At 43.0% G+C, this 15,364-nt stretch carries 15 protein-coding genes and 1 other annotated feature; of the genes, 5 read left to right on the plus strand and 10 right to left on the minus strand.

Going from position 1 to position 15,364, the window contains the following annotated elements:
• Nucleotides 1-173 precede the first annotated feature (173 nt).
• Nucleotides 174-815, plus strand: a complete 642-nt coding sequence (locus G6Q48_RS11055; protein WP_102138410.1) for a CatB-related O-acetyltransferase — start codon at nucleotides 174-176, stop codon at nucleotides 813-815.
• Nucleotides 816-863: 48 nt separating this feature from the next.
• Here the strand turns inward: G6Q48_RS11055 and G6Q48_RS11060 are convergent, their stop codons facing one another.
• Nucleotides 864-1,361 (minus strand): YbaK/prolyl-tRNA synthetase associated domain-containing protein, encoded by a 498-nt coding sequence (locus G6Q48_RS11060; RefSeq protein WP_166266462.1) that lies wholly within the window; start codon nucleotides 1,359-1,361, stop codon nucleotides 864-866.
• 332 nt (nucleotides 1,362-1,693) lie between these two features.
• Here G6Q48_RS11060 and G6Q48_RS11065 point away from each other — a divergent pair, with 332 nt between their 5' ends.
• Complete coding sequence (locus G6Q48_RS11065) at nucleotides 1,694-3,871, plus strand: TonB-dependent receptor (protein ID WP_166266465.1); 2,178 nt, start codon at nucleotides 1,694-1,696, stop codon at nucleotides 3,869-3,871.
• Nucleotides 3,872-3,934: 63 nt separating this feature from the next.
• Nucleotides 3,935-4,921 carry an ABC transporter substrate-binding protein gene (locus G6Q48_RS11070; protein WP_166266468.1) on the plus strand — a complete coding sequence of 329 codons (987 nt, stop codon included), beginning with the start codon at nucleotides 3,935-3,937 and terminating at the stop codon, nucleotides 4,919-4,921.
• Nucleotides 4,922-4,955: 34 nt separating this feature from the next.
• On the opposite strand, the gene hisIE is transcribed toward G6Q48_RS11070, so the two are convergent.
• The 8 genes from hisIE to hisG are packed head-to-tail and all read right to left on the minus strand — an operon-like array spanning nucleotide 4,956 to nucleotide 12,032.
• Nucleotides 4,956-5,567, minus strand: coding sequence for a bifunctional phosphoribosyl-AMP cyclohydrolase/phosphoribosyl-ATP diphosphatase HisIE (gene hisIE, locus G6Q48_RS11075; RefSeq protein WP_166266470.1), 612 nt, complete (start codon nucleotides 5,565-5,567; stop codon nucleotides 4,956-4,958).
• On the minus strand, nucleotides 5,561-6,337 hold the full coding sequence (hisF, locus tag G6Q48_RS11080; protein WP_004909328.1) for an imidazole glycerol phosphate synthase subunit HisF: 777 nt from the start codon (nucleotides 6,335-6,337) through the stop codon (nucleotides 5,561-5,563). Before hisF ends, hisIE begins: the two co-directional genes overlap by 7 nt.
• Entirely contained in the window at nucleotides 6,319-7,056 is a 738-nt protein-coding gene (gene hisA, locus G6Q48_RS11085; protein ID WP_166266472.1) for a 1-(5-phosphoribosyl)-5-[(5-phosphoribosylamino)methylideneamino]imidazole-4-carboxamide isomerase, read from the minus strand. Before hisA ends, hisF begins: the two co-directional genes overlap by 19 nt.
• A gap of 5 nt (nucleotides 7,057-7,061) precedes the next feature.
• Nucleotides 7,062-7,655: an imidazole glycerol phosphate synthase subunit HisH gene (gene hisH / locus G6Q48_RS11090; protein WP_102138416.1), complete on the minus strand. Its 594-nt coding sequence runs from the start codon at nucleotides 7,653-7,655 to the stop codon at nucleotides 7,062-7,064.
• Entirely contained in the window at nucleotides 7,655-8,722 is a 1,068-nt protein-coding gene (gene hisB / locus G6Q48_RS11095; RefSeq protein ID WP_166266474.1) for a bifunctional histidinol-phosphatase/imidazoleglycerol-phosphate dehydratase HisB, read from the minus strand. The genes hisH and hisB overlap by 1 nt, the downstream gene beginning before the upstream one ends.
• A 13-nt stretch (nucleotides 8,723-8,735) precedes the next feature.
• On the minus strand, nucleotides 8,736-9,806 hold the full coding sequence (hisC, locus tag G6Q48_RS11100) for a histidinol-phosphate transaminase (protein ID WP_166266476.1): 1,071 nt from the start codon (nucleotides 9,804-9,806) through the stop codon (nucleotides 8,736-8,738).
• Between the two features lie 3 nt (nucleotides 9,807-9,809).
• On the minus strand, nucleotides 9,810-11,126 hold the full coding sequence (gene hisD / locus G6Q48_RS11105; RefSeq protein WP_166266478.1) for a histidinol dehydrogenase: 1,317 nt from the start codon (nucleotides 11,124-11,126) through the stop codon (nucleotides 9,810-9,812).
• A 6-nt stretch (nucleotides 11,127-11,132) separates the two neighbouring features.
• Nucleotides 11,133-12,032, minus strand: a complete 900-nt coding sequence (gene hisG / locus G6Q48_RS11110) for an ATP phosphoribosyltransferase (protein WP_166266480.1) — start codon at nucleotides 12,030-12,032, stop codon at nucleotides 11,133-11,135.
• A 53-nt stretch (nucleotides 12,033-12,085) separates the two neighbouring features.
• Nucleotides 12,086-12,213, minus strand: a sequence feature (His leader region).
• Nucleotides 12,214-12,481: 268 nt separating this feature from the next.
• Between hisG and G6Q48_RS11115 the strand changes: the two genes are divergently transcribed.
• On the plus strand, nucleotides 12,482-13,309 hold the full coding sequence (locus G6Q48_RS11115) for an SDR family oxidoreductase (RefSeq protein ID WP_166266482.1): 828 nt from the start codon (nucleotides 12,482-12,484) through the stop codon (nucleotides 13,307-13,309).
• Here the strand turns inward: G6Q48_RS11115 and G6Q48_RS11120 are convergent, their stop codons facing one another.
• Complete coding sequence (locus G6Q48_RS11120; RefSeq protein WP_136134441.1) at nucleotides 13,310-13,933, minus strand: glutathione S-transferase family protein; 624 nt, start codon at nucleotides 13,931-13,933, stop codon at nucleotides 13,310-13,312.
• Nucleotides 13,934-14,150: 217 nt separating this feature from the next.
• Between G6Q48_RS11120 and G6Q48_RS11125 the strand changes: the two genes are divergently transcribed.
• On the plus strand, nucleotides 14,151-15,356 hold the full coding sequence (locus G6Q48_RS11125; protein ID WP_166266484.1) for a serine hydrolase: 1,206 nt from the start codon (nucleotides 14,151-14,153) through the stop codon (nucleotides 15,354-15,356).
• The last annotated feature ends 8 nt before the right edge of the window (nucleotides 15,357-15,364 follow it).

Raw genomic sequence — 15,364 nt, forward strand, 5'->3', positions numbered from 1 at the left:
GGAAGGCTAACCATTAGTTAGAAAACTAAATTTATTAAAATTAGTGAGGTTAAAATGAATAACTCATTACTAAAAAAACCAATGATTACTCAGTGTGATGTGTTTTGAACGCGGATACATCACCATAGAAAGCGTTCTATGGTAACGATAAACAAATTAAGGGTTTTATTACCATGAATCAAAAACATTGGTCAAAATATCAACTGCTACACGAAGTCGTACAAAATCCTAACATTCATGTTAAAGGCCAACATAGCTACTATAGTGACTGCTGGGATGGTGGGTTTGAAAATTCAGTTGTGCGCTATTTACAGGGGGACGAACAAAGTCGAGATTGGCAATTAGCGTGGGATGTCGACCAACTCTATATTGGTGATTACGTTTGTATTGGTAGCGAAGCTGTTATTTTAATGGGGGGAAACCATACACATCGCATGGATTGGTTTTGTTTGTATCCATTTCTTGAATATATTGAGGAAGCTTATATAGGAAAAGGGGATACAATCATTGGTGATGGGGTATGGGTAGGCATGCGTGCCTTTATTATGCCTGGTGTTAAAATTGGTGAAGGCGCAGTTATCGCAACGAATAGCGTGGTAATTAAAGATGTTGAGCCTTATTGCATCGTCGGTGGAAACCCTGCAAAGGTAATAAAACATCGTTTTTCGCCAGATATTATTACTGAATTACTCGCATTGAAAATTTATGGTTGGCCAGAAGAGAAATTTATTGCACTAAAGCGGTTTATTTGTGGTTCCGATTTTGTGGCATTAAAAAATGCCAGTCAGGAATATGATCAGCGATTGATTAGTTAGTTTTTTTATTGAAGGGTATTCTGTGGAATACCCTTTTTTAATACAAAACTAATTTTCTTCTGTGCGAATAAACTCAACTAAAGTCGGTGTGGCTATTCTTTGATAATCTTCTGTATTTAAAATAATAGAGCGCTCTAATGTACCTGCATTAAAGGCGAGTTCTTCAAAACGTTCAAATAATAGCGGGTCAGCAATTAATTTTAAGTTGGGGTGAAAACTAAAAGGTGGAATAGCCCCGAACACACATTGAGTGAGCTCATCGACTTCCTTTGGGCTTGCTAAAGATGCGCGGGTTCCACCAATTGCTGTGGCAACCTTACTTAAATCAGCCTGTTTATCAGCAGGTAAAATTGCCAATACGTGTTGGCGGATCCCATTTCCTTTTACATGGCATACTAGCCCTTTTGCCCCTTGCCCAAGTTGCGTACCACGTATTTTTGCCACTTCTTCTGATTTACCTGCCGTAGGATGCTCCATCACCCGATATTTTGCATTATTTTTATCAAGTAATTGTGTGAGTTGCAAAAAAATAGAATTTTCAGACACCGTTTTTTCCCTTTAAAACCACATCAATAGAAGGGAATGATATCAAGTTCATTGAGAGATACAATCGTAAAAAGAAATGAACTAAAAATCATAGGGTTGGGAAATTTTTTAAATTGCATATCAGATGCTGTTTTAATCTGTATTGCTATCTGAATGGTGATTTTATCTATTGGATATTCTGTCTGCTATTTTATTTTTAATAAATTCAAATAATTATAAAACAATATTTCAATAGGATAATGAGAATACATATTGTTAAGAATTGAGTTTGATCATTTACGGTGCATTTTATTCTCGGTAATATAAAGTTTTATATAACGAAAACAGATAACATGAAACGTAAAATAAATTTATATGTTCTAATACCTCTTATTGCAGGGATCGCCCCATCAATTGTTGCTGCGCAAGTCTCTGAGCAGCTTACAAGCTCCAAGCAAGACAAAATGTTGGTGACAGCGGCTTCTGGGGATGTCACAACAGAAGCTCAAGCTGGAGCGGGCTTCTTTACCTCTCAAATTGATTTAGGCCCGTTAGGGGATTTGGATTGGATTGATACTCCCTATTCCACAACAACAATCAGTCGTGAAATGATTGATAATCAGCAAGCGAAAAGTATCAGTGAATTACTTAAATATGCCCCGAGTACCCAAATGCAAGCACGTGGGGGTATGGATGTGGGACGTCCACAAAGCCGTGGGATGCAAGGAAGTGTCGTAGCTAATAGTCGGTTAGATGGCTTGTATGTCGTCTCAACGACGGCATTTCCGGTTGAAATGTTGGATAGGGTGGACATTATTAATAGCCTCACGGGGTCTTTGTACGGCCCTTCTAGCCCGGCTGGTCAGTTCAATTTCACGGCAAAACGCCCTGAAGATATTCAACGCTTATCTTTAGGTTATCAAAGCCGTAATGCCTATAGCGGCCATGTTGATCTTGGGGGGTATTTTGATACAGATAAGCGCTTTGGTTATCGTTTAAACTTAATGGATGAAGAAGGAACGGGAAATTTAAAGGATAGCACTCTACGTCGTAAGTTGGCTTCTGTTGCCTTTGATTGGAACATTCAACCGGGGACACAGTTACAGCTCAATGCTAGCCACTATAATTTTGTACAAAAAGGTTATGTGGGGAGCTTCAGCTATGGTCCTAAAATTAATTTACCAAAAGCACCTAATCCGCAAGATAAAAATTTAGCTATGCACACTGCGGGGAATGATTTAACTACAGATACAGTGAGCACTCGCTTACTTCATGATTTTAATGAAGATTGGACATTGAATGCCGCAGTCGGATATCAACAAGCAGATAGAGCGATGCGCACGGTGACCAGTATGTTGGTCAACGATAAAGGTGATATTAAGCGCTCACTCCGTGACTCTCCGGCTTCTGGGCGTTTTCGTGTACTTAGTAATTCAGTGACACTTAATGGCCATGTAGACACGGGGTCTATTGGACACGATTTATCATTCGCGACGAATGGCTATATTTGGTCTATTTATAGTGCAAAGGGAGCTGCTACGGCTTATGACCTTGGCTCAACGAATATGTACCACCCATCTTCATTGATAGAACCTGCAAATGGTAAAATTTACACGGGTGGCTCACGCTATAAATCTGCGGAAAATAGTCAACAAAGTATCACTATCGGCGATACCGTTACATTTGACCCACAATGGTCAGCGATGTTTTATCTCAGCCAAAGTTGGATAGAAAGTCGTAGTTTTGACAAACAGAGCCATAAAACCAGCCAAACTAACTCCAAGGGGTTAAGCCCAAATGCTGCCGTGATGTACAAAATTACCCCACAATTGATGACTTATGTAAGTTATGCAGACTCATTGGAGGAAGGGGATACGGCTCCGATAGGACAAGGCGTTAAAAATGAAGGGCAGACTTTAGACCCATATCGTAGTAAGCAATATGAAGTTGGGGTTAAAGCTGATGTGGCTGATTTAAACCTTGGTGCGGCACTATTTCATTTAGAGCGGCCATTTGCTTATGTGGATAGTCATAGTGTGTTTCGTGAACAAGGTAAGCAAGTGAATAGGGGGCTTGAGTTAACCGCTACAGGTCATGTGTGGCAGGGGTTAAACGTTTATAGCGGCATAACATTTTTAGACCCTAAACTGAAAGACACAGGCTCTCGAACCACTCGGGACAAACGAGTGGTTGGAGTTCCAAAAGTCCAAGCTAATATGCTAGTTGAATATGCGCTGCCAGCTATGCCTGAGTTGGTTTACAGTGCAAATGTACATTACACCGGTAAGCGAGCGGCAAATGATACTAACTCAAGTTGGATTGGTAGCTACACGACGTTAGATTTAGGAACTCGCTATAGTACAAAAATCAACCAGGTTCCTACCACTATTCGCCTATCGGTCGATAATGTCACTGACGAACGTTATTGGGCATCTATTTTCCCATCAGGTAATAACGACCAAGGTGGTGGAAATAGCGCATTCTTAGGCTCTGGCCGTGAAGTCCGCGCAACCATCACATTTGATTTTTAATGGTCGTAACAATAAACGTAAGGAGCACCCTTCTTTATTATGAAGTAAAGAAGGGGCATTAAGATGAGAAAAACAACTTTCTTACAATCCATTATTTTGCTTGCCGGGCTACTAGTCAGTAGCTTGTTAAATGCAAAAACGGATAACCCCGAGTTGCGTATTGCAACACCGTGGCCAGCACAAAATACCATTATTATGATGTTGGGTTATGGCGAGCAAATCGTTGGTACATCGGTGATAGCGAAAAGAATTCCACTATTTCGTCAAATGTTACCCAATATTGATAATGTTCCAGTTATCAGTATTAGCAACCAATTAAATCCAGAGCAAATAATTTCTTTGCGTACACAATTATTGTTTGTGGCGAAAGGCATGGAAGTCCCTCAACGGGACATATTGGAAAGTGCAGGGGTAAAAGTTGTAGAGTACCCTGCAAATTCATTGCAAGCTTTACAAGCTAGAGTTCAAGCGACAGCAAAAGAACTAGGACCAGATGCACAAAATAAAGCGCTTGAATATCAACGCTATTTTGACCGTAATGTCAGGTTGGTAAATGAACGCTTAGTCGGGCTAACAGGTGCAGAAAAACGTAGGGTTTATCATAGTATGGGAAATACGTTATTTACCTCGGGGCGCCCTTCGTTAAATCAAGATTGGATGGATTTGGCGGGAGCCAAAAATGTGGCTGAAACTTGGTTTTCGGATAAGAAAAATAACTCAGGTGAGGTATTACTGGAGACGATTATTGCGGCCAATCCCGATGTAATCGTTGCAATGAATAAAGAAGATGCCAATATCATCCGAACGTCTTCCCAATGGAAAGCCATTAGCGCGGTAAAAAATCAACAGGTGTATGTCAACCCAAAAGGGATGTTTTGGTGGTGCCGTGAAACCTCAGAAGAAGCATTACAGTTTCTGTGGTTAGCGCAAACTCTTTACCCAGAGCGCTTTGCGGATATCGATATGAAACAAGAGACAGCAGATTTCTACCTGAAGTTTTTTGGGATTTCGCTGAGTGATGCACAAATTGATAATATTTTGCACCCATAAAATAAAACTGCCAGCGAGGCTGGCAGTTTATCGATTACTGGTGACGCTCTTTTAATCGTTTGATTATCGTACTTAAATCAAGTTCTTGGTCTTGCAGTAATACCATTAAATGGTACATCAAATCAGCCGCTTCATTGGTTAATTCTGCGCGGTCATTAACGGTTGCCGCTAATGCGGTTTCAACACCTTCTTCACCCACTTTTTGCGCAATACGCTTAGTACCACTTGCATATAAACGCGCGGTATAAGAGCTTTCAGGAGAAGCAGTTTTGCGCTCTTTGAGCAAGGTTTCTAGTTCAAACAAAAAGCCCCAGTCACTTTGTGCGGGTGCGAAGCAGCTTTGTGTGCCGTTATGGCAAGTTGGGCCATCCGGTAACGCGAGAGCTAGCAGCGTATCGCTGTCACAGTCTGGGTAGATATCCACTAAATTTAAAAAATTATTGGAGGTTTCGCCTTTCGTCCACAAACGTTGCTTTGTGCGAGAGAAAAAGGTGACTTTACGGCTGTCTAAGGTGACATTTAATGCTTCAGGGTTCATATACCCAAGCATTAGCACATCACCTGAAACGGCGTGTTGTACGATAACAGGCATCAGGTTATCGACTTTTTGCCATGCAAGTTGGCTACATTGTTCTGTGGTTAACATACTCTAATTTGAACTCCGTTTTCGGCTAGGTATTGTTTTAAGTCACCGATATTAATAATTTGTTTATGAAATACAGAAGCGGCTAAAGCACCGTCAACACCTGCGTCAGTGAAGGCATCAAGAAAATGCACTTTTTCGCCTGCACCGCCAGAGGCAATCAAGGGCACTTGGCAGACTTCGCGGACTTTCTTGAGTTGTTGTAGATCATACCCTTGGCGTACACCATCTTGGTTCATCATATTTAACACAATTTCACCCGCGCCACGTTGTTGCACTTCTTTTACCCAATCAAGGGTTTTCCACGTGGTTTGTGTGGTACGTTTTTCATCACCGGTAAATTGGTAAACGAGATATTCACCTGTGCTTTCGTCAAACCAAGTGTCAATACCAACAACGATACATTGTACGCCAAAGCGTTCAGCTAAACGGCTGATTAATGTAGGGTCGGATAATGCCGGGGAGTTGATGGAAATTTTATCAGCACCAAAAGAGAGAATTTGTGCGGCATCATCGACACTTTTAATACCACCCGCGACGCAAAAAGGAATATCAATTACTTCAGCGACTTTAGCAACCCAGCTTTTGTCTACCACTCGGCCATCAGAAGAGGCGGTAATATCATAAAACACCAGTTCGTCAGCGCCTTCTTGGGCGTAGCGCTGTGCTAATGGAACAATATCACCGATGATTTCGTGATTGCGAAATTGGACACCTTTAACCACTTGGCCGTCGCGAACGTCCAAACAAGGAATTATGCGTTTTGCCAACATTTGATTGCCTCCGCAACGGTGAATTTACCTTCTAATAATGCACGGCCAACAATTACGCCAGCTGCACCAGATGGCGGGATAGCCGCGATATCGTCTAAACCCCCAATACCGCCCGATGCTTGAAAAGCAATATCAGGAAATTTTTGGCTAATTTCTTGGTATAAATTCACATTAGAACCCGCCAATGTTCCATCTTTGGAAATATCCGTACAAAGGACATGTTTTAAGCCATAAGGACGATATATTTCAATGGCTTGTTCTAACGTTAGATTTGAATTCTCCTGCCAACCGCTAATGGCGATTTCTTTTATGCCTTGGTCATTAATACGTACGTCTAAGGCAAGGACAATGGCTTCGCCACCATAGGTCTCAAACCACGTTTTGACCAGCTCAGGCTTAGTGACAGCCGTTGAGCCAATGACAACACGGGTCGCTCCAGCTTCCAGTAAGGCTTTAACATCTTCTTCGGTACGAATACCACCACCAACTTGTACTGGAACACTGACGCCTGCTAATAATTTTTTGAGTAGTGGAATTTGGCGTTTTTGTGGGTCTTTAGCTCCCGTTAAATCCACGAGGTGCAATAATTTTGCCCCTTCTTTTTCATATTGCTGCAAACGTGGGAGCGGGTCATTGCCATAATCAGTTTGCTTGGCGTAATCCCCTTGGTGCAACCGCACCACCGTGCCATCAATTAAATCTAATGCAGGAATGATCATGGTAATTACATCTCCAAAAAGTTTTGAATCAAGCGTGAGCCTGCGGTGCCAGAACGTTCTGGGTGAAATTGGACACCATAGAAGTTATCGCAATTCACTGCGCTGCTAAACGGATTGCCATACTGAGTTTGCGCAATGGTATGACTGGAAATTGGCATCGAATAACTGTGTACAAAATAGAAATAGGCGTTATCTGGGATATCCCGAAACAGTGGGTTTCCTGCTAGCGCTTTGACTTGGTTCCAGCCGCTATGTGGAACAGGAAGCCCATTGGCATCCATTTTTTGTACAGGGCTATCAATTAACCCCAGTAGTGGCACCGTAGATTGGCCTTCTTCACTAAAAGAACCGAGTAATTGCATACCTAAACAGATACCTAATACTGGTTGGGTCAGTGCTTTGATTAACGGTACTAATTCGCGTTCAGTCAGCTTTTCCATGGCTGCGCTAGCCGTACCGACACCGGGCAAAAAGACTTTGTCGGCTTGTAAAATGGTGTTGGTATCGCGGCTCACTACAGGGTCATAGCCTAAGCGTTTTACCGCATAGGCTACAGAGGCTAAATTTGCACAGCCGGTATCAAGGATGACAACGTTCATTACAGAACCCCTTTCGAGCTAGGTAACGTATCCCCTTCAACACGAATTGCTTGGCGCAGTGTGCGGCCGAAAACTTTAAATAAGCTCTCTGCTTTATGGTGATCGTTTTTCCCTTTGGTTTTCAGGTGTAACGTGCAGCCCATCGCATAGGAAAGCGAGCTAAAGAAGTGCTCAATCATTTCTGTGCTTAAGTCACCGACGCGTTGGTATTTAAACTCGGCTTTGTATTCAAGGTGTGGGCGGCCAGAAATATCCAGCGCACAGCGCGCTTGGCATTCATCCATTGGGAGAACGAAACCAAAACGTGCGATACCGCGTTTATCTCCAAGTGCCACTTTCAGCGCTTCACCTAGTGCAAGACCGGTATCTTCAACGGTGTGGTGGTCATCGATAAACAAGTCGCCATTGACCTCAATGTTTAACCGGAAACCACCGTGAGTCGCGATTTGGTCTAACATATGGTCAAAGAAGCCCACGCCAGTGCTAATTTTGCTGCCGCCTTCTTGGTCCAGCCAGACTTCGACTTGAATATTGGTTTCTTTTGTGACGCGTTTGACCAGTGCATGGCGGTCGCGTTTAGTTAATTGCTGGGTGATAGCTTCCCAGTCAAGTTCTGTTGGGCTATAACGTAACCCTTTGATACCCATGTTTTTAGCGAGTTGAATGTCTGTTTCACGGTCACCAATCACATAGCTATTTTCGCTATCTAACACGTTGCTATCTAAATAGCGTTCGACTAACTGGAGCTTAGGTTTACGACAAACGCAGTTATCTTCAGGCTTATGTGGGCAAATTAACACTTCATCAAATTTAACGCCTTGGGACTCAAATACCTGCATCATTAAATTATGCGGTGGCTCGAAATCTGCGGTTGGGAAGCTATCGGTGCCTAAGCCGTCTTGATTGGTTATCATCACTAAGCGGTAATTGGCTTTTTGCAGAGCAAGTAAGCTAGGAATAACCGCCTTTTCAAAGGCGAGTTTACTTAAGCTATCAACTTGGAAGTCGGTTGGCGGCTCGGTAATTAATGTTCCATCACGGTCGATAAATAAAATTTTCTGGCTCATGAGTCATTCCTAATTAGCAAAGTGCTGCAATAGCTTCAATAACACGGGTATTTTCTATTTCTGTCCCAACAGTAATACGCAGGCAATTAATGAGACCGGGTTGTTTGCTCTGGTCACGTAAAATAATGCCTTGGTCCCACAGGGCTTTAAACACTTTATTACCATCGGTAAAACGTACCAAAATATAGTTAGTTTCACTCGGATAAACGTGTTCAACCACCGATAAGTCGCGCAGCGCTTCACGAAGTGCAATACGGTTTTCTGTTATCGTTGTTACGCGGCTTTTCATTGTCTCAATGCCTTGTGGTTCAAGAGCTTGAGCTGCAATCATCGCAACAGGGGTTGATAAAGGATAAGGGGCGATAACCTTTAATAGCACTTCAATTACTTCAGGGGTGGCTAAGGTGAAACCACAACGTAAACCGGCCAATGCAAAGGCTTTGGATAAGGTTCTTAAAATGACCAAGTTTGGATATTGTGCTAACCAGCTTGCTACACTGTATTGTGGGCAGAACTCAATATAGGCTTCATCGACAACGACTAATGCACGACCCGCAGCCATATCTAGCACTTCGCGTAAATCTTTATTGTCGATGATATTGCCTGTTGGGTTATTCGGGCTGCAAATATAAATCAGTTTGGTATTGGATAGATTTTCACGGATCGCATTAACGTTTAATGCCCAGTCTGGCAACGCCATGATTTTCTTTTGTTCAACACCAAAGGTTTCTGCACTGACGCTGTACATGCCATAGGTTGGCGGGCAAAACATTACCGCATCTTTGCCTGGTTCACAAAATGCGCGGATCAGCAACTCAATGGACTCATCGGCCCCACGGCAAACGAGCACTTGTTCTGGTTTAACTTTGACATAAGCCGCATAGTTATTGATCACCGCAACCGGTTGGCATTCAGGGTAACGGTTAAGGTTACGTTCACTGAATTGGTAATCAGGTGCAATCGGGTATTCATTGGCATTGAGCCAAACGTCTCCATTTCCCCCTAGACGTCGTGCAGACATATAAGGTGTCATGGTTTTAACATTTTCACGTGCAAGACTGGCGGCATTAAATGGTTGGCTCATGACTTACTCCTGATTTTGTTTTTTTAGTTCGTTAACGCGTAAGGTAACGGCATTTTTATGAGCCGTGAGTTGCTCTGCTTGAGCTAACGTTTCGATGGTGTCGGCTAAGCCTAATAAGCCTTGCTTTGACAGCTTTTGGACTGTCATTCGCTTCATAAAATCAGCGAGCCCAAGGCTTGAATAGGTTGAGGTATATCCATAAGTAGGCAATACGTGATTGGTGCCTGATGCATAGTCGCCAGCCGACTCTGGCGACCAGTCGCCAACAAACACAGAGCCGGCACTTGTGATAGCATCGACCAGGTCATCGGCATTGCGAGTTTGCAGTATTAAGTGCTCAGGGCCATAACGGTTGCTAATTTCAACGCATTGAGCGATGGAGTCAGCGATGATGACACGGCTGGCACTCAGGGCTTCTCTCGCTATTTCTGCACGTGAAAGTTGCGCTAATTGTTTTTCTGTTTCTTCAATCACGCGTTGGGCAAAGCTTTCATCGTCAGTTAATAAAATAACTTGTGAATCAGGGCCATGCTCTGCTTGAGATAGCAAATCAGATGCGGTAAATGCGGGGTTTGCACCGTTATCAGCAATGACCAACACTTCGGAAGGACCCGCAGGCATATCAATGGCTGCTCCATCATGGCTTTGGCTGACTTGGCGTTTTGCTTCAGTGACATAGGCATTACCGGGGCCAAAAATTTTATCAACCGCAGGAATGCTTTGGGTACCAAATGCCATTGCAGCAATCGCTTGCGCACCACCTACTTGGAAAATATCGCTGATGCCGCACAGTTTCGCTGCATACAAAATTTCATCGGCGATAGGTGGAGGTGAACATAAAATAATTTTACGACAGCCAGCGATATTCGCAGGGGTTCCCAACATCATGACCGTTGATAACAGAGGGGCCGACCCCCCTGGAATATATAAACCGACTGCATCTATTGGGCGTGTGACTTGTTGGCACACGACGCCTGCCTGTGTTTCCACTGTAATCGGAGTGGGTTTTTGGGCTTCGTGAAAACGACGAATGTTGCCAATCGCTGTTTTCATTGCTGTTTTGATTTCATCACCAAGACGAGCCTCTGCTGCGTCAACAGCATTTGCAGGAACACGCACCGTTTCGACTTCAGTTTTATCGAAACGACGGCTCAGTGCTTTGAGGGCGGTATCGCCCTCGTTACGGACTTGGTCAATAATTTGGCTAACCGCAGTACTAATGCTACCAGAAGCCGCTATTGCAGGGCGCAGCAGCAAAGCGCTTTGCTGCTCTTGGTTACAAGCCGACCAGCGAACAGGTTGGTTAAATCCCATTTTCATGACGGCTTACTCCATCATTTTTTCAATTGGCAGGACAAGAATAGAGCTTGCCCCTAACGCTTTGAGTTTTTCCATGGTTTCCCAGAACAGCGTTTCTGAGCTCACCATGTGCATCGCCACACGGCTTTGTTCGCCTGCTAACGGTAAAATAGTTGGGCGTTCAGCACCCGGCAGTAAGGCAATGATTTCTTCGAGTGTTTCACTTGGCGCGTGCAACATGATGTATTTGGACTCACGCGCTTGGATGACACCTTGGATACGGGTCATCATACGGTCAATAAGCTGTTGTTTTTCAGGCGACATTTCACCATCGCGTTGAATTAAACAGGCTTTAGAACGGTAGATGACTTCCACTTCTTTTAGGCCGTTTGCTTCAAGTGTTGCACCTGTAGAGACGAGGTCACAGATGGCGTCAGAAAGGCCAGCGCGCGGAGCGACTTCGACTGAACCATTTAACAGACATGATTTAAATTGAATGCCTTTTTGGTCGAAATAGCGTTTTAACAAGTGTGGGTAGGAGGTTGCAACACGTGAGCCATTTAAGCACTCTGCACCGGTATAGTTGAAATCTAATGGGGCAGCGAGAGATAAGCGGCACTCACCAAAATCGAGGCGACGTAGTGTTTTGTATTGTGGGTTTTCACCTTGAGCACGACGATTCAATAACTCTTCTTCAAGAACGTTTTCACCGATGATCCCTAAGTCAACGACACCGTCCATGACCAGCCCTGGAATATCGTCATCACGAACGCGAAGTAAATCAATAGGCATATTTTCTGCATAAGCAATCAAACGTTGTTGTTGTAAATTGATTTTGATGCCACAGCGAGAAAGTAACTCTCTTGATTCTTCACTCAGACGACCTGATTTCTGTATTGCAATACGTAAACGTGATTTATCCAACATGACTTTACCCTTATCCCTTTAAAATTTTTTGTTTAGTAACTCTTTGTTCAAGAATAAAAAAACCCTCGGAAGATTATCTTCCGAGGGTTCTCTCAATTCGCATTTCAGCCACCGGAAGATTCGTTGAACGTCTTCCAGCACACATCGCCCGAAAGACTAGTCAGGATGATGGTGATGATGATGGTTGCGTGAAATACGATTCATAATGTCTTCCGTTCTGTTATTTAAGTGAATGACTAAACATTCATTGTGCTAACTAAATACTCATTGGTATTCAACCTATCCGATTTCCCCCTATGAATGCAACCTTTTTTTTAAAAATAACCAATAATAATTAGTTGTTCACTTTTTATAGTGATAAATCCCTCAGAAATTGTATTCGGAAGTTTTATGGTTTTCAGCTACTCTGTGATTAATTTCAGTCAGTTGAACGATTGGGGAGTTATCATATGAAGAAAGTTACTATCATCGGGTTAGGCTGGGTTGGGTTACCCCTTGCTCAGGCCTTATTGTCTCAAGGCATTCATGTGGTTGGAACTAAAACAACACCAGATGGTATTGAAGCCGCTCAAGCGGTAGGAATAGAGTGCTATGCATTGAAATTAACCCCAGAACTTGAATGTGATGACGATGATTTAGCACAATTGATGGAACAAAGTGATGCTATCGTCATTTTGCTACCTCCATCTAAAATTAATACTGAATACTATGTGACCGCGGTTGAAGCACTGGTGAATAGCGCAATAGCCTTTCAGGTGCCTAAAGTTATTTTCACGTCATCTACTGCGGTTTATGGGGAACAAAATGGTGAAATGACCGAAAACAGCCCATTGGATGGGGTAACTGAATCAGCTAAAGCCTTGGTGGCGACAGAACAGTGGTTGCATCAGTTACCGAACATATCGGTGGATATTCTGCGATTAGCGGGATTAGTCGGTGAAAAACGCCATGCAGGGCGTTTTTTAGCGGGGAAAACCGGGGTGAAGGGGGCTAACCAACCTGTGAATATGGTGCATCAAGATGATGTGATTGCCGCCATTTTATTATTGCTCCAGCAACCGCAAGGGGGACATATTTATAACCTCTGTGCGCCAGTCCACCCAACACGAGCCGAATTTTATACTCATGCAGCACAATCTATCGGGTTAACCCCGCCTCAATTTATTGAAGAGAAGAATACGTTAGTGGGGAAAACCATTAACGGTAATAGAATTTGCCAAGAACTCGGGTTTGAATACCAGTACCCAAACCCAAGTTTGATGAATATGACCCTGTGATTATTTAATCGGGATCATGACAATTTTTTGGAACGCAGGGCGTGTGGTCAGTTGCTGGTACCAGCGTTCCAAATTGTTAAATTCGGGGCGCTGCGTGACAATTTCATGCCAAGGGTAAAATAGTGGTGCGATAGCAATGTCAGCGATACCAAATTTGTCACCACTGAAATAGGCTTGGTTAGCTAATGCATTATCAGCAATGGTTAGTAACCGGTTGATATTGCCATAAATAATTTTGGCTTGTTCTGGGTCTCTATCTGCTTCTGGGACACGAACAATTTTGTTCATCATCTGTTTAATGTGGTCGAATAAATTAGCACCACTCCAATCCATCCATTTATCAGCGGCCGCTCGTTCTTGTAGGTCTTGTGCGAGTAATAAGTGAGAATGATCAAATTTTTCCGTAAGGTAACGTAAAATCGCATTCGATTCCCACAGCGCAAAGTCATCATCCTGTAGAGTTGGAATTGTGCTGTTTGGATTCATTTTTATATATTCAGGTGTATCTAGCCCACCAAATGGGCCACCCACATCTTTTTGATTGTAAGCGATATTTAATTCTTCTAAGCACCAAAGTACTTTTTTGACATTGGAAGAGTTGACGCGTCCCCAAACAGTTAACATGGCAGTCTCCTAAATTGATTTTTTGGCATCGACCATGGTTAAGATAGATTAAATTTACTCAGAGGCAAATGTTTATTTGTTATCAGTGGCCTCAGTGAAATTAAAGTCTTATATTAGGTCTAGTTATCAAATTTTGTCACAGCGATGGGTTCTCGTTTAGTGATGTTGAGTCAATGACAGTAATTTAAATGTACAGAATTAAGTGAAGGAATAACCGATGAGTAAGAAAATGTTGTCTTTAAAAACCCGCCGAGCTGGAATTGGGTTGAGTCTTTTGGTTGCCGTAAGTACCAGTGCTTATGCGGCGCAGACACCGGTTGCTCCTCAAGTCGATGCAAAAGCGTTTGTTTTGATGGATTATAATAGCGGTAAAATTTTAGCGTCTGGGAATCCAGATGAACGCTTAGATCCCGCAAGTTTAACAAAAATTATGACCAGCTATGTGATTGGCCAGGCCGTCAATGCAGGGAAAATCACGCCACAAGACATGGTCACAGTAGGGGAAGATGCGTGGGCGACGGGTAACCCTGTTCTTAAAGGCTCCTCTTTGATGTTTCTAAAGCCTAAAGACCGTGTTTCTGTATTGGATCTAAATAAAGGGATTGTGATCCAGTCAGGGAATGATGCCAGTATTGCTCTTGCCGATTATGTTGCAGGTAGCCAAGACTCATTTGTGAGTTTAATGAATCAATACGTGCAAAAGATTGGTTTAAAGAATACCCATTTTAAAACGGTTCATGGTCTAGATTCAGAAGGGCAATACAGTACAGCGCGGGATATGGCATTGTTAACCCAAGCAATGATCCGCGATGTGCCTGATGAATACGCACTGCACAAGGAAAAAGAATTTACCTTTAATAAAATTCGTCAACCAAACCGTAATCGTCTGTTATGGAACCAAAATTTAAAAGTGGATGGCGTAAAAACTGGGCACACGAGTGGAGCAGGCCATAACTTAGTCGCCTCTGCAACAGAAGGTGATATGCGTTTGATTTCAGTCGTGTTGGGGGCGCCAAGTGACCGTGTGCGTTTTTCTGAAAGTGAAAAATTACTGACATGGGGCTTCCGCTTCTTTGAAACTGTCACGCCAATTAAGGCTGATGCTACACTGAAAAAACAACGCGTTTGGTTTGGTGATATTTCAGAAGTTGATTTAGGTGTTGCCGATGATGTTTCTGTTACTATTCCTAAAGGGCAGCTGCAAAACTTAAAAGTGGATATTCAACTGACTAATGATTCACTTGAGGCGCCACTGGCTAAGAACCAAGCGGTAGGTACGATTAACTTTATTCTTAATGATGAAGTCATCGAACAGCATCCTTTAGTCGCAAAAAGTGCTGTTGAGGAAGCCGGGTTTTTCGGCCGTATTTGGGATTATATTATGAAAACGATTAGCGGCTGGTGGAGTGCCATTTTCGGTTAATAATTGAT

Origin of the sequence: Providencia sp. M-27 (assembly GCF_011077905.1) — a bacterium.
Taxonomy (GTDB): Bacteria; Pseudomonadota; Gammaproteobacteria; order Enterobacterales; family Enterobacteriaceae; genus Providencia; species Providencia huaxiensis.

Excerpts from the sequence above, each read along its gene's own strand:
- hisC (WP_166266476.1), bottom strand. The coding sequence starts at position 9,806 with ATGAGCCAACCATTTAATGCCGCCAGTCTTGCACGTGAAAATGTTAAA.
- hisG (WP_166266480.1), bottom strand. The coding sequence starts at position 12,032 with ATGTTGGATAAATCACGTTTACGTATTGCAATACAGAAATCAGGTCGT.
- G6Q48_RS11055 (WP_102138410.1), top strand. The coding sequence starts at position 174 with ATGAATCAAAAACATTGGTCAAAATATCAACTGCTACACGAAGTCGTA.
- G6Q48_RS11115 (WP_166266482.1), top strand. The coding sequence starts at position 12,482 with ATGAAGAAAGTTACTATCATCGGGTTAGGCTGGGTTGGGTTACCCCTT.
- G6Q48_RS11065 (WP_166266465.1), top strand. The coding sequence starts at position 1,694 with ATGAAACGTAAAATAAATTTATATGTTCTAATACCTCTTATTGCAGGG.
- hisA (WP_166266472.1), bottom strand. The coding sequence starts at position 7,056 with ATGATCATTCCTGCATTAGATTTAATTGATGGCACGGTGGTGCGGTTG.
- hisD (WP_166266478.1), bottom strand. The coding sequence starts at position 11,126 with ATGAAAATGGGATTTAACCAACCTGTTCGCTGGTCGGCTTGTAACCAA.
- hisB (WP_166266474.1), bottom strand. The coding sequence starts at position 8,722 with ATGAGCCAGAAAATTTTATTTATCGACCGTGATGGAACATTAATTACC.
- hisF (WP_004909328.1), bottom strand. The coding sequence starts at position 6,337 with ATGTTGGCAAAACGCATAATTCCTTGTTTGGACGTTCGCGACGGCCAA.
- G6Q48_RS11070 (WP_166266468.1), top strand. The coding sequence starts at position 3,935 with ATGAGAAAAACAACTTTCTTACAATCCATTATTTTGCTTGCCGGGCTA.
- hisIE (WP_166266470.1), bottom strand. The coding sequence starts at position 5,567 with ATGTTAACCACAGAACAATGTAGCCAACTTGCATGGCAAAAAGTCGAT.
- G6Q48_RS11125 (WP_166266484.1), top strand. The coding sequence starts at position 14,151 with ATGAGTAAGAAAATGTTGTCTTTAAAAACCCGCCGAGCTGGAATTGGG.
- G6Q48_RS11120 (WP_136134441.1), bottom strand. The coding sequence starts at position 13,933 with ATGTTAACTGTTTGGGGACGCGTCAACTCTTCCAATGTCAAAAAAGTA.
- hisH (WP_102138416.1), bottom strand. The coding sequence starts at position 7,655 with ATGAACGTTGTCATCCTTGATACCGGCTGTGCAAATTTAGCCTCTGTA.